A 13,036-nucleotide genomic window follows, 5' to 3' on the forward strand; every position below is an offset into this window, starting at 1 on the left:
TCACCGCGGCTCCTCCACCTTCACCTTATGAGCGTTTCCTGACACCACAAAGGCAATACTGTCCGCCGAGGCGGAATCCTTGACCGGATCAAAATATTGCGAGTGTGCGCCAAAGGATCTATCGAGGATCAGCGAAGGCCCCTCATTCACAGGAAATCTCCTGGCCCCAAAATCCTCACTCGCCGGATCCTGGCCGAACCATGAGCCGTCCTCATTGTGATCGCCCAGGCCATCAGCCAAGTAACCGATGGGCCCCATAACAGCGCCCGCTTTCACTTGCGATGTGGGTGGCGTTCTGGTCACCAGGTCATTTTCCGCTGCGCCGACAAAGACGTGATCCCCATCGACCCCGAGTTCCTCGGCACGATTAACACCGACACCCGGGCTGCCGACAAAGATGAAGTCGTCGACTCCTGACATTCCGCCATCTCCCTGAGTCGCGGCGCCTACTGTGCGAGAGCCGTAGGAGTGCCCAATGGCAGTCATGTGGGGATCGTCATGTTCATTAGTAGCCGACAGGCCACCCATGAAGCCACTGAAGGCAGAGCCACCCTTTTCCGCTCTCTCATCCCCCATGACGTCCAGGCTGTCCAGCCCATCTACCATTTGTGGAGCGTCGTACCCTAGCCATGCAATTGCTGCACTCGACGAGTCATACTTTCGCGCACCCATCGCCGTGTCACGCGCACGCTTAAGATCTCCCTCCGTAAATTCTACGTCCAGCGATGTATTCAGCCCGGGGACATATGCCGCCACATTTCTCGATGTATCCGGATTCCCATACGACACGATGGCCCGGCCGTTACCCTCATCCCCGATGCCCAGCAAGTACATCGGCGGGTCGCCGGGTTTGAGAGGCGCCTGCAACTGGCGGTCAATCTCCCGCAGCGCCTCCAGCTTCGTCTGCGAATCCTCGTCGCCCCGCCCCTCCAGCTTGCCGATCAGCAGTTGGAGGTTGTCGCGGTTGGCCGCGTCGCGTACCAGGGCCGGGATCCCGTCCAGGTTGCCGATCTGGTCCGGGTACACCGCGAGGTACTCCTCGCGCTGTTCCTGCGTCAGGCCCGCCCACCACGCATGGCGTTCCGCAGGAGTCGCGTCCAGCGGGATGTCGTCCTTCAGGTACCCCCGCGCCGCAGCCCGTACCGCCGCCGCATCCCCCGCCGCGTCCGTCCACGTCGAGGCCGGAACCTTCAGACCCTCTTCCGCCTTCAACCTCCGCAGAATGCCCGCGTAGCGCCAGTCGATCTCGGCCGCCGTCCGCACCGCCTTCACGATCCGGTCGGCGATGTCCTGCGCCTTCGCCGCGTTCGGGTTCGGTGCCACCAGACCCGACGGCGCGACCAGCCCCGGCACCCCCGCCCCCGGCGCCGTCCCACCCGTCAGAGGCTTTCCGCCGACGAGCCCCTCGCCGGCCGCCGGGTACGTCACCGACCCGTCCGCGTGCACCGTGAATTTCAGCGCGCCCGCATCGTCCAGCGCGTCCGCCAGCACGCGCTGCTGGGCCCGCATCTCATGGGCCAGGCTGTTCAGCGTCGTACGGAGCAGGCCGCACTCCGTATAGACGTACTGGAAGTTGCGGCTCAGCTGCCGCAAGCGGGCGACCGCCGCATCGGCCGCCTCACCCTGCTCCGTCTCGCGCAATCCGTTCAGCAGCTGCTGCTCGATACGGTCCCGCGCCGCATCCGCCCGGTTGCTCGTCCGGCCCCAGCCGTCCGCCGCGCCCTCCAGCTCGGCGCACTTCAGGTCCCGTAACTTCGCCCACGTCAGTACCGCCCCGGTCATCGCGCGCCGCTCCCGGTCACCACGGAAGCCAAGGACGACCGCACGGCCTCGTTCGTCTCACCCTGCGCACGGGCCACAGCCCGCAACTTTCCCGCGAGGCTCGCGCACTCCCCCTGCGCGCTCGCGATCCGCCTCTCCCACGACTCGCGTACGCTGCCCAGCTCCGCCAGTGCGGTCAGATCGCCCGCCCCCGCCAACAGCCCGTTGTGCGCCGCCCCCAGCTCCGGCTTCACCGGCGCCAGATGCGCCCGAAGAGCTTCCGCGCCACCGGCCGCCCGCGTCCACGGCCCGTCATGGTGCTTCAGCACCCGGTTGCCACCATCACCGCTTCCGCCGTCACGCGGACCACCCAGGTCACTCAACCCCTGCTGCCCCGACGGCTGCCCCACCACGGCCACGCCGCTCACCCCGCTCCTTGATCGTGGAGCGGCACTGTCCCAGTTCAGCGGGGCCGACATGCCCCGCACACACGGCCCGACGAGCGCCCCGGAACCGCCCGCGCCCCCTGAATCCCGGGCGTCACGGCTGCCAGGCAGGAGGGCCGGAATCACTCGTTCGGTGGAGGGCTCGGCGGAGGGCCCGAGCGCCTCGTAGCGTCGCCGAAATGATCATCTGCCTGGACTGCGCCCTGAGGTCCGCTCCCACGTGATCGTCATGCCCGCCCCGCTGATAATCTGCCGCCCCGCCAGTCGGACCGAGGCCGAGCCGGCGGGTCCGGCGGGCGGTTCGATCCCGTACCCACAAGAGGTGTGCATTGAAGGCAGGCAGCAGAACCGGTACCGCGGCCGCGATCGTCGGGGCACTCGCCCTCTCGGTGTTCAGCGCCCCGACGGCGCAGGCCGCGGACACCGGCATCACCGTCTCATCGGTGGTGATCAACGGAGGCAGGCCCATCGTGGTGGGCACCTCGGACGTGAAGACCCCACCGGTCACCTTCCGAGTCGCCCTGCCCTCCGGTTACAGCACCGCGGACCCGTTCCCCTGGCATGCAGAACCGTTCCTCTACCACGACACCACCGCCGCTCGGGGAGCCGACAGCGGAGGCCTCTACATGGGGTCGTACACGTGTTACGAGGAGAGCACCCGCGAAGCTCGCTGCGAGGGCGAACTCAGGATCGACCCGCGCTACGGCCTTGACTCGAACGGCGACGCCACCACGTGGAAGATCGGCGTCATAGCACGTCTCTTCACGTCCAGCGGCGGGCTGAAGACGGAGGAGTACGCGACCCTCTCCGGCGGTGCCCAGGTCAAGCGGTGGGCGAAGGCCACGGCCAACGCCTCCCCGGAACCGGTGGCCAAGGGCAAGACCCTCACCGTGACCGGCAGCCTCAAGCGCGCGGACTGGGTGAAGCATTCCTACACCGGCTACGGGAACCAGTCGGCCAAGCTCCAGTTCCGCAAGAAGGGCACGTCCGTCTACTCCACGGTCAAGACCGTGACGGCCGGTTCCACGGGCGCCCTCAAGGCCACGGTCACCGCTGCCGCGGACGGCTACTGGCGCTGGACCTTCGGCGGCACCTCCACCACGGGCCCCGCGACCTCCGCGGGCGACTACGTCGACGTGCTCTGACCGGCACGACGGTACGGACACCGTGCCGGCAGCGGCTTCCGGGCGACTGTCGGCGCGGTACCGCCGGTGTCCGGGTGCGCCACCAGCGATACGGCACGCGGATCAGCGACACTTCGACACGTCGACCCCGAGCGCGGGCAGCGGACACCCTCGCGGTCACTCGCAGCCAGGAATGCCGCCCGCCGCACGTCTCGCACGACCGGTGACAGAATCCGCTGATGACCTCAGACGGAACGATCAACGCGGCAGCCGCAGGCACCTGGAAGCTGGGGGACCTGCCGGTCAACCGGATCGGGTTCGGCGCCATGCGCCTGACGCAGTACGGCGAGGCGCTCACCAACGAAGCCACGCCCAGCGATCGCGGGCGCGCGATCACCGTGCTGCGCCGGGCGATCGAACTCGGCGTGAACCACATCGACACGGCCGCCTTCTACTTCTCACGCCTGCGTTCCGCCAACGAGCTGATCAACCACGCCCTCGCCCCCTACCCGGACGACCTCGTCATCGTCACCAAGGTCGGCCCGGGCCGGGACCCCTCGGGCGACTGGATAGATTTCGCCACCCCCGAGCAGCTGCGGGGTCAGGTCGAGGAGAACCTGCGCCAGCTCGGCCGCGACCACCTCGACGTGGTGAACCTGCGCATCCTCGGCACCGGCTCGATCGCCGAACGCTTCGGCGCACTGGCCGAGCTGCGCGAGGCCGGCCTCATCCGCCACCTCGGCCTCTCCAACATCACCCCTGAACACCTCACCGAGGCCCAGGCCATCGCGCCGGTGGTCTGCGTACAGAACCAGTACGGCATCGGCGCGCGGCCCGAACAGGACGCGTTCCTGCGCAGGTGCGGCGAGGAGGGAGTCGCCTTCGTGCCCTTCTACGCGATCGCGGGCGCCGGTCGTGAGGCAGGAGTCGAAGCGGGTACGACGGAGAGCGACCAGGTACAGGCCGTCGCCCGGGCCCATGGGGTGTCGCCCGCGCAGATCCGGCTGGCCTGGACCCTGCACTGCGGGCCGCACGTCCTGGCCATCCCCGGCACCGGCAACCCGGACCACCTCGCCGACAACGTGGCCGCCGGCGCGATCAAGCTCTCCGCGGACGACCTGGCCCGGCTCGCCTCGTAACCCGGCCCACACACCACGACCCCTTCCCACGAACCGCCCTGACGGTGTGTCGACGGTGGACCACCGGCGCGCCGACGGCTCTTGAACGGCGCGTACGAATCCGGCGTCCGGACCGAACGCTGCAACCGCATCAGGAACCCGGGGCCATCCTCGTTGCTCGTGGTCACACCGCGTGATACACAGAGTAACCATGCATATGCACGCGGATGCCGGCACGAGTCGCAGGTCAGGGCGGTCCTCCCGGTCAAACGTGCGAGATCCGGGTAAAGAGACCGGGAAGGCGTCGTACGGGCGCGGTTTCATCAGCGAAGATAGAAGGCGACCCGTGCCGGACGGCGCGGGCAGCGAACTACCCAACAGGGGCGGTGACTTACATGATCCTGGCAGCTGAAAAGGGCGACATCACCACCATCATCGGCGGAATCGCCCCGAACTGGGGGCCGTTCGGGACCCTCGGCAACGAGGCGCGCATCATGATCGAGGTGGTGATGGCCGTGGCCATCCTGCTCTGTCTCGGCATCGCGATCTGGGGCGCGGCGAAGCAGCGCATCGGCGCGACGGCCCTGCGCGACACGTTCAGCGCCGAACAGGGCAAGGGCCTGATCGTGGCCGGACTCACGGGCGTCTTCATCATCGGATCGCTCGGCACCCTGTTCACCATCGTGTACGGCATGGCGGTCTGACCCGACGCCATCCGCACCGCCCCGGGCCGTCCCCGCCCACCTCACACCATCCGTCCGTCGTGCCCACCGGCTGAGGTTGTGTCTCCCTGATGTCCAGTCACCACACCGCGCCTGCGCGGCAACCAGCACCGCTACCGTCGTACTACGCGGCACTGCAGACGGCTGAGGGGGCACACCCGGCATGAGCCAGGGCGACGATCAGGGTTACGGCGGCGATCCGGGCGGCCGCAGCGACGACCCGTACAGCACGCTGGGCGGCACGCGCCAGACCCGCACACGCCTCCCCGACGGCGACGGCGGCGACCACGGCCGCCGTCCCGCCCGCAACTCGCGGTCCCTCGTCATGATGATCGGCGTGGTCGTCCTCCTCATCGCCGCCATCGCGTTCGCGAACCGCAGCGGAGGCACCAACGAGGAAGCACCCGGCGACAACGCGAAGAAGCCGGGCACCACGGGCACGGGCCCCACGGCCGCCACGGGCACGAAGCCGGTCCAGGGCACGAACGACACCATCCCCTCGGGCTTCGCCCACGACGAGCAGGGGGCGCAGAGCGCGGCTGCGAACTATGCGGTGGCGCTGGGGTCCGACGGTATGTTCGATCAGGAGCGTCGACGTGCGATCGCCAGCGCGGTGTACGCACCCGCCGTAGCGGCTGCGCGCCAAGGCGACTTGGACAAGGTCTACTCCGGCGAAGGCTTCCTGGCCGGGATCGGGCTGAACCCCGACGGCACGGCACCAGCAGGCCTGACGTTCATCTCACGTTCGAATCCAGTCGGGGCCAAGGTCGAAAAGTTCAGCGGCGATGCAGCCAGCGTCTCAGTCTGGTATTCGGCTCTGTTCGGACTCGCTGGGGAAGGTTCCCAGAACCCGGTGTCCGAGAGCTGGTACACGAACACCTTCGAACTGAGCTGGATCAACGGTGATTGGAAGATCACCGACTTCACGCAGAAGGACGGCCCCGTGCCAGTCGGCCGTGATCAAGCCGCCTCATCAGCCGAGGAGATGGCCGACGCCGTGGAGCAGTTCGGAGGGTTCACCTATGCCCGCTAGCCAGTTTTCCCGGCGATCTCTGCCACTCACCACCGCGCTAGGCAGCATTCAGGTCGCTCTCGTGCTGTTCGCGAGCCAGGCCGTAGCGGCGCCGTCACCGACCCCATCGCCCAGTGGCAGCAACAATGCCTGTGACCTGATCCGCGGCCCCGCGAAGGACTACTGCGAGGGCAACGACCCCGGCGGCTCCGCCCGCCGCGCGCCCACCACCACCGACGACGCCCTCGACCCCCTCTCCTCCCTCGCCCGCGGCTGCGCCGACGCCGCGTCCTGGATCGTCGGCAAGCTCAGCGAGGCCGTGAAGAGCACGGCGAACGTGGACTTCACCAACTCCACGTTCCTCCAGCAGTACGCGGTCGTCTTCGCCGCCTCCACCGTCCTGACCCTCGTCCTGTGGCTGCTCGCCGTAGCCAAGCGCGCCATCCGCGGCGTACCGCTGGCCACCGCGATCTCCGAGGCGGTCGGCTTCCTCTGGCTGACCGTCCTCGCCTCCGCCTTCACCCCGCTCATCCTCTACACCATCGTCTCGGCGACCGACGGAGTCACCGAGGTCATCTCCGCCGCGACCGGCGGCCAGACGGACGTCTTCTTCGGCTCGTTCGCCAAGGCCCTCGAAAAGGGTGAGGACATCGGCGGCGGACCGATCATGCTGATCGTCGTCTCGCTCGTATCGATCCTCGCCGCCGGAATCCTCTGGCTGGAACTCGTGATCCGGGCCGCCCTTCTCTACGTCGGCGCGCTCCTCGGAGTCGTCGTCTACGCCGGGCTCGTCGACAAGAACATGTGGGGCCACGTCCGCCGCTGGGCGGGCATCATGATCGCGGTGATCATGGTCAAGCCCGTCATCGTCATCGTGCTCGGCCTCGCCGGCGCCCTCTCCCAGGACGAAGGCCCGGACGCGTTCTCCGCCGTCGTCTCCGGCCTCTCCATCATCCTCCTGGCGATCTTCGCCTCCGCCATGATCTACCGCTTCGTCCCCGGCTTCGGCGACGAGATCCAGGGCGCCCGCACCAACCGCAAGCAGGCCACCGACGGCTCCCAGGCCGCCGCCATGATCAGCTCCCCCGCCGCCCTCGTCTCCCAGGGCATCAAGACCCACAGCGGCCGCAACGACCAGAACAGCGGCGGAGGCGGCGGAGGCGCCCGATCCTCCAACCCCGCGAGCGGCGGCGTCGCCGCCCACAGCTCCCGCAGCACCGGCGGGGGCGGAGGCGGCGGTTCCGCCGCCGCTCCGCAGCCCCGCAGCGGTTCCGGTCCCACCGCCGGAACCCCCCACAGCAGCCGCTCCGCACGGGGCGGCGGTTCAGGCAGCACAGGTAACAAGAGCACAGGAGGTGGAGGGCGTTGACGACTCAGTCCCACAGCATCGCGCCCCGCCGTACGTATCTCATCGGCCGCGCCCGTCCCAACGCCATCGTCGGCAAGAACCGCGAGACCGGCGAGATCTCCCTGATCATCGGCGGCGCGTTCCTCGGCATGATGAGCGGGCTCATCGTCCCCGTACTGTCGCTGCGGATCGTGCTCCTCATGGGCTTCCCGCTGCTGGCCCTCGCCATCGTCTACGTCCCGTACAAGCACCGGACCTTCTACAAGTGGTTCGAGATCAACCGCAGCTTCAAGCGCTCCCTGCGCCGGGGCACCGCCTACCGCTCCTCCGCCATGGAAGCCGGCGTCAGCGCCGACGGCCGTGAGGTGGAGATCGGCCCGCCCCCGGGCATCGGCCGGATCAGCTGGCTCGGAGCCCCCTTCGGCCCCGACGAGATCGCCGTACTCCTGCACGCCGACCGGCGCACGGTCACCGCCGCGATCGAGATCGAGGGCCCCGGCGTCGGCCTGCGCGACAGCGAGGACCAGGAAGCCCTGGTCGACCGCTTCGGCACCCTCCTCAAGCACGTGGCGAACGGCGACGGCTTCGTCACCCGCATCCAGATGCTGGCCCGCACCCTGCCCGCCGACCCCGACGCCCACGCCAAGGACGTCGCCCAGCGCGGCGACAAGACGTCCCCCGGCTGGCTCCAGGAGTCGTACGACCAGCTCCAGTCGATGGTCTCCACCTCCAGCGAGCAGCACCGCGCCTACCTCGTCGCCTGCATGCACTACAGCCGCGAACTGGCCGCCGAGGCCAACGCCATGGCCCGCGCCGCCCGCCCGCACGGCGGCCGCAAGCGCGACCGGGACTCCGGCCTCGCCGTCGTCATGGCGCGCGAGCTCACCGACATCTGCGCCCGCCTCGCCGAAGCCGACATCCGGGTACGCCAGCCGCTCGGCCAGAGCCGCCTCGCCTCCCTCGTGCACTCCATGTACGACCCCGACCACCCCATCGACCACATCCAGGCGATGACCAAGCGCAACGCGTGGCCGGCCGAACTGGACGCCGTCGAGCCGACGTTCCTGCAGGCCAAGACACGCGAGTCCACCACCCGCGCTCCCTGGTGCCACGCCACGGCCTGGGTGAAGGAGTGGCCGATGACGCCCGTCGGCGTCAACTTCCTGGCCCCGCTCCTCGTCCACACACCGGACGTCATCCGTACGGTCGCCGTCTGCATGGACCTCGAACCCACCGAGGTCGCCATCGAGCGGATGCTCACGGAGAAGACGAACGACGAGGCCGAGGCGAGCCGCCAGGCCAAGATGAACCGGACCGTCGACCCGCGCGACATCGCCGCCCACGGACGACTCGACCAACGGGGTGAAGATCTGGCCAGCGGCGCGGCCGGAGTGAACCTGGTGGGGTACATCACCGTGTCGTCCCGTTCACCGGAGGCCCTCGCCCGCGACAAGCGCACGATCCGGGCCTCGGCCGGCAAGTCCTATCTGAAGCTGGAGTGGTGTGACCGCGAGCACCACCGTGCCTTCGTGAACACCCTGCCGTTCGCCACCGGCATCCGCCGCTGACCGAACCCGCGGATCCATCGCCCCACAGAACCGCAGCCCCACACACCGGCACACCCGCACACCCGCCACGCCATACCGCGAGACCGAGAGGGAGGTCATTCACGCCATGCGAGATCCGCTGTCCGCGTTGTCGGACGCCTTTACCGCCTTCCTCTTCGGGAAGGTCGAGACGACCCGGCTGCCCGTCCGTACGTCCACGGGCCAGGCCCAGGCCGTCTATCTGCCGACCGCCGCGCCCGGCCTCGGCGACTCCGGCGTGATCATCGGCCGCGAGGTGTACTCCGGCAAGGGGTACATCTACGACCCCTTCCAGCTCTACGGACAGCAACTGCCCGCCCCGCACTGGCTCGTGCTCGGCGAGTCCGGCAACGGAAAGTCCGCGCTGGAGAAGACGTACGTGCTCCGCCAGCTCCGCTTCCGCGACCGCCAGGTCGTCGTCCTGGACGCCCAGGGCGAGGACGGCGTCGGCGAGTGGAACCTCATCGCCCAGGAGCTGGGCATAACCCCCATCCGTCTCGACCCGACGGCCGCCCTCAACGGCGGCATCCGGCTCAATCCGCTCGACCCGGCGATCACGACGACCGGCCAGCTCGCGCTGCTCCGCACGATCATCGAAGTCGCGATGGGTCACGGGCTCGACGAGCGTTCCGGCTTCGCGCTGAAGGTCGCCCACGCGTTCGTGAACGACACCATCACCGACCGCCAGCCGGTCCTCATGGACATCGTGGAGCAACTGCGCCACCCGAAGCCCGAATCCGCCGAGGCCATGAACGTCGACATAGACGACGTACGGGCCTGGGGCCTGGATGTCGCCCTCGTCCTGGACCGGCTCGTCGACGGTGACCTCCGCGGCATGTTCGACGGCCCCACGACGGTCGGCATCGATCTCGACGCACCGCTGATCGTCTTCGACCTCTCCCACATCGACCGCAACTCCATCGCGATGCCGATCCTCATGGCGATCGTGGGCGTATGGCTGGAGCACACCTGGATCAGGCCCGACCGGAAGAAGCGGATCTTCCTCGTCGAAGAGGCCTGGCACATCATCAACTCCCCGTTCGTCGCCCAGCTCTTCCAGCGCCTGCTGAAGTTCGGCCGGCGCCTCGGTCTGTCCTTCGTCGCCGTCGTCCACCACCTCAGCGACGTGGTCGACGGAGCCGCGGCGCGGGAGGCGGCGGCGATCCTCAAGATGGCGTCGACGCGCACGATCTACGCCCAGAAGGCCGACGAGGCCAGAGCCACGGGCAAGGTGATCGGTCTGCCCAGGTGGGCGGTCGAGATCATCCCGACCCTCACTCCGGGCATCGCCGTCTGGGATGTCAACGGCAACGTCCAGGTGGTCAAACACCTCATCACCGAAGCCGAACGGCCCCTCGTCTTCACGGACCGTGCGATGACGGAAGGATCCGCCAACGACCTGCTCCCCGAGGACGTACGAGCCGCGGAGCTGGAGGCGGAGCAACGGGCGGTCCGGATCGAGCATCAGCAGCGCATGAACGACGCGTCCGAGTCAACGGTGGCCTGACGGTGTCGTCGAGCGCGTCGAACAGACAGGAACACGGCACCGGCGGCCTCCCGGACGGGCTGCTGGTCGGCCTCCTTGGCCTCCTGTTCGGGCTGACGATCCTCGGCTGGACCGCCACCGGGCTGGCCGGGCTGTTCGCCCACGGCGCCTGGCCCCAGGGCGTCACGTTCGCCCGGACCCCGCTGGCACTGCGCGCACTCGCCACCGCCCCGCAGAACCTCCCCGCCGCCTGGCCCGAGACCCCGCCGGGCGAGCTCTCCGGATACGGGCTGTTCTGGGGCCTGTTCATCGGCGAGCTGATGGTGCTCCTGGTACTGACGGTGTTCGTCCTCGGTGTCGTGGCCCGCTGGCGCCTCGTACGGGAGACGCGCCGCCACGAACGGCACGCCCAGCCCCAGGAAGCCCTCGCACCCGCCCAGGTCCCGGCATGGGCCCCCTCACCGGCCCCCGTACAGGAGCAACCGGCCCCGCCCGCCGCCCTGCGCGAACCGCCCCTGCGCGAACCCACCCCGCTCGCACCCGCCCCCGAACACCATTCCGCCCACCTCGTACCGGCTCCCCGCGCCCCGCACCTCCTCTACGGCCCCTCGGCGACCCGCCGCCCCGCGGCCGTCCAGGCCATCCTCGACGCCGTGGGCCCCGTCCTCGTCGTCACCTCGGACCCCACGGTCTGGTCGGAGACGAAAGACGCCCGCAGCAAGCTCGGCCCGGTCCTCGTCTACGACCCCGGCCACCTCTGCGACACCCCGGCCCGGCTCCACTGGTCCCCCACAGCCGGCTGTGAGGAGCCCGCCGTAGCCGCCTCCCGCGCCGCGGCTCTCCTCGCCCCGATACGCCCGCAGGCCCGCATGGACGCGGCGACCGCGGACACCGCCGAGACACTGCTCAAGTGCTGGCTGCACGCCGCGGCCGTCGACGGCCGGCCCTTCCGCCAGGTCCACCGCTGGGCCCTCGGCGGCAACGTCCAGGAGGCCGTACGCCTCCTGCGCACACACCCGAAGGCCGCGTCCGGTATCGCCGGCCTGCTGGAGTCCGCGCTCACCGCCTATCCCGAACGCCGGGAACAGGCACAGGAACTGACGGTACGGGCCTTCGCCGCCCTGTCCTCTGTCCACATCCGCGAGGCCTGCACAGCGAATCGAGCCGATTTGCTCGCACTGGAATCTTTTACGGGCGAAGGGGGAACGCTGTATGTGGTTGGTGAACCCATCGAGGACCCACGAACCCACCCCGGTGCAATGCCCCTGCTCACTGCACTGTCCTCACACGTGGTCGAGCACGGCCGCCGCTTGGCCGCACGGTCAACCGACGGTCGGCTCGACCCACCAATGACGCTGGTCCTCGACGACGTCGCAGCCGTCGCTCCGCTTCCCCAGCTTCCGGAGCTGCTGTCCTCCGGTCAGGACCAGGGCATGCCGCCTCTGGTCCTGATCCGCTCGCAGGAACAGGGCCGCGCCCGCTGGCTCCGGCCGCTCCAGACTCCGTGAGCTACGGACGGGGCCGCTCGATCACGTACTCCAGTTCCAGCGCGCCCGGGTCATGCGGGACGGACACGGTCTGCCCCGACGGCACGAAACCGATCCTGCGATAGGCGGCCGCAGCCCGCGGGTTCCCCTCGTGCACATGGAGCCGCACGCGCTCGATGCGCGGCTCGGCCAGCGACCAGGACCACTCGATCGCCGTGCGGAACAGCTCGTCCGTCAGACCGTTCCCCCGGTCCTGCTCGTGCACGAAGACGCCGACCACGTGCGTCTGGTCGACCTCGGCGGCCGCTCCGAACCGGGTATCGCCGTCCGGCCGTTCCACCAGGACGGTCACCGTGCCGGCGAGGTCACCGTCGGGCCGCTCGGCAATGAACTGGCACACTGCGACACCCTCGGCAGCGTCGGCCGTCCGCTGCTGCCAGAACGCGTCGGGCCGGGCCACCGCGTCCTCGTACGTCTCGAGGAAGGCGACCGGCGCCATCGGGTCCTGAAGGGCGGCCAGCCGGAGTGCCCTGGCCGTCGGCCAGTCCTCGGCGCGCACTGCACGAATCACATAGTCCATCGGAAGATCCTGCCCCGCCGGCCATGACCGGCGCAAACAGTATCTGAACGCAGAAAAGCCCCGTGCCACAAGGGCACGGGGCTTTCCCGGAATAATTGTTCGGCGGCGTCCTACTCTCCCACAGGGTCCCCCCTGCAGTACCATCGGCGCTGAAAGGCTTAGCTTCCGGGTTCGGAATGTAACCGGGCGTTTCCCTAACGCAATGACCACCGAAACACTATGAAATTAACCAACACCGGATGAAAACACGGCCGTTCGTTATTTCAGAACTAACACAGTGGACGCGAGCAACTGAGGACAAGCCCTCGGCCTATTAGTACCAGTCAGCTCCACCCGTTACCGGGCTTCCACATCTGGCCTATCAAC

At 68.8% G+C, this 13,036-nt stretch carries 11 protein-coding genes and 2 rRNA genes; 8 read left to right on the top strand and 5 right to left on the bottom strand.

Features of this window, described 5'->3' with window-relative positions; translation table 11 throughout:
• On the bottom strand, window positions 1-1,782 hold the full coding sequence (locus AB0C82_RS06740; RefSeq protein ID WP_362836916.1) for an alpha/beta hydrolase: 1,782 nt from the start codon (window positions 1,780-1,782) through the stop codon (window positions 1-3).
• Window positions 1,779-2,189 (bottom strand): hypothetical protein, encoded by a 411-nt coding sequence (locus tag AB0C82_RS06745; RefSeq protein ID WP_362836918.1) that lies wholly within the window; start codon window positions 2,187-2,189, stop codon window positions 1,779-1,781. Before AB0C82_RS06745 ends, AB0C82_RS06740 begins: the two co-directional genes overlap by 4 nt.
• 347 nt (window positions 2,190-2,536) lie before the next feature.
• On the opposite strand from AB0C82_RS06745, the gene AB0C82_RS06750 reads away from it, so the two are divergent.
• The 8 genes from AB0C82_RS06750 (at window position 2,537) to AB0C82_RS06785 (ending at window position 12,111) form a co-directional block, all read left to right on the top strand.
• Complete coding sequence (locus AB0C82_RS06750; protein WP_362836920.1) at window positions 2,537-3,352, top strand: hypothetical protein; 816 nt, start codon at window positions 2,537-2,539, stop codon at window positions 3,350-3,352.
• 218 nt (window positions 3,353-3,570) lie between these two features.
• The gene (locus tag AB0C82_RS06755) at window positions 3,571-4,470 is read left to right on the top strand and encodes an aldo/keto reductase (protein WP_362836922.1); all 900 of its coding nucleotides are present in this window, start codon (window positions 3,571-3,573) and stop codon (window positions 4,468-4,470) included.
• 374 nt (window positions 4,471-4,844) lie between these two features.
• The gene (locus AB0C82_RS06760) at window positions 4,845-5,153 is read left to right on the top strand and encodes a hypothetical protein (RefSeq protein ID WP_014047394.1); all 309 of its coding nucleotides are present in this window, start codon (window positions 4,845-4,847) and stop codon (window positions 5,151-5,153) included.
• Between the two features lie 181 nt (window positions 5,154-5,334).
• On the top strand, window positions 5,335-6,204 hold the full coding sequence (locus AB0C82_RS06765) for a hypothetical protein (RefSeq protein WP_362836924.1): 870 nt from the start codon (window positions 5,335-5,337) through the stop codon (window positions 6,202-6,204).
• Window positions 6,194-7,552: a hypothetical protein gene (locus AB0C82_RS06770; protein ID WP_362836926.1), complete on the top strand. Its 1,359-nt coding sequence runs from the start codon at window positions 6,194-6,196 to the stop codon at window positions 7,550-7,552. The genes AB0C82_RS06765 and AB0C82_RS06770 overlap by 11 nt, the downstream gene beginning before the upstream one ends.
• Window positions 7,549-9,099, top strand: a complete 1,551-nt coding sequence (locus tag AB0C82_RS06775) for an SCO6880 family protein (RefSeq protein ID WP_362836928.1) — start codon at window positions 7,549-7,551, stop codon at window positions 9,097-9,099. Before AB0C82_RS06770 ends, AB0C82_RS06775 begins: the two co-directional genes overlap by 4 nt.
• A 106-nt stretch (window positions 9,100-9,205) precedes the next feature.
• Window positions 9,206-10,624 carry an ATP-binding protein gene (locus AB0C82_RS06780; protein ID WP_362836930.1) on the top strand — a complete coding sequence of 473 codons (1,419 nt, stop codon included), beginning with the start codon at window positions 9,206-9,208 and terminating at the stop codon, window positions 10,622-10,624.
• A gap of 2 nt (window positions 10,625-10,626) precedes the next feature.
• Window positions 10,627-12,111 carry a type VI secretion protein gene (locus AB0C82_RS06785; RefSeq protein WP_362836932.1) on the top strand — a complete coding sequence of 495 codons (1,485 nt, stop codon included), beginning with the start codon at window positions 10,627-10,629 and terminating at the stop codon, window positions 12,109-12,111.
• Window position 12,112: 1 nt separating this feature from the next.
• Here the strand turns inward: AB0C82_RS06785 and AB0C82_RS06790 are convergent, their stop codons facing one another.
• The 3 genes from AB0C82_RS06790 to AB0C82_RS06800 form a co-directional block, all read right to left on the bottom strand.
• Window positions 12,113-12,670 (bottom strand): GNAT family N-acetyltransferase, encoded by a 558-nt coding sequence (locus AB0C82_RS06790; RefSeq protein ID WP_362836934.1) that lies wholly within the window; start codon window positions 12,668-12,670, stop codon window positions 12,113-12,115.
• Window positions 12,671-12,767: 97 nt separating this feature from the next.
• Window positions 12,768-12,884: ribosomal RNA gene (gene rrf, locus AB0C82_RS06795) — 5S ribosomal RNA — on the bottom strand.
• 79 nt (window positions 12,885-12,963) lie between these two features.
• A 23S ribosomal RNA gene (locus AB0C82_RS06800) occupies window positions 12,964-13,036 on the bottom strand; the annotation flags it as partial.

The organism is Streptomyces sp. NPDC048560, from assembly GCF_040650955.1.
GTDB lineage: Bacteria > Actinomycetota > Actinomycetes > Streptomycetales > Streptomycetaceae > Streptomyces.

Excerpts from the sequence above, each read along its gene's own strand:
- AB0C82_RS06740 (WP_362836916.1), bottom strand. The coding sequence starts at position 1,782 with ATGACCGGGGCGGTACTGACGTGGGCGAAGTTACGGGACCTGAAGTGC.
- AB0C82_RS06780 (WP_362836930.1), top strand. The coding sequence starts at position 9,206 with ATGCGAGATCCGCTGTCCGCGTTGTCGGACGCCTTTACCGCCTTCCTC.
- AB0C82_RS06770 (WP_362836926.1), top strand. The coding sequence starts at position 6,194 with ATGCCCGCTAGCCAGTTTTCCCGGCGATCTCTGCCACTCACCACCGCG.
- AB0C82_RS06790 (WP_362836934.1), bottom strand. The coding sequence starts at position 12,670 with ATGGACTATGTGATTCGTGCAGTGCGCGCCGAGGACTGGCCGACGGCC.
- AB0C82_RS06765 (WP_362836924.1), top strand. The coding sequence starts at position 5,335 with ATGAGCCAGGGCGACGATCAGGGTTACGGCGGCGATCCGGGCGGCCGC.
- AB0C82_RS06760 (WP_014047394.1), top strand. The coding sequence starts at position 4,845 with ATGATCCTGGCAGCTGAAAAGGGCGACATCACCACCATCATCGGCGGA.
- AB0C82_RS06755 (WP_362836922.1), top strand. The coding sequence starts at position 3,571 with ATGACCTCAGACGGAACGATCAACGCGGCAGCCGCAGGCACCTGGAAG.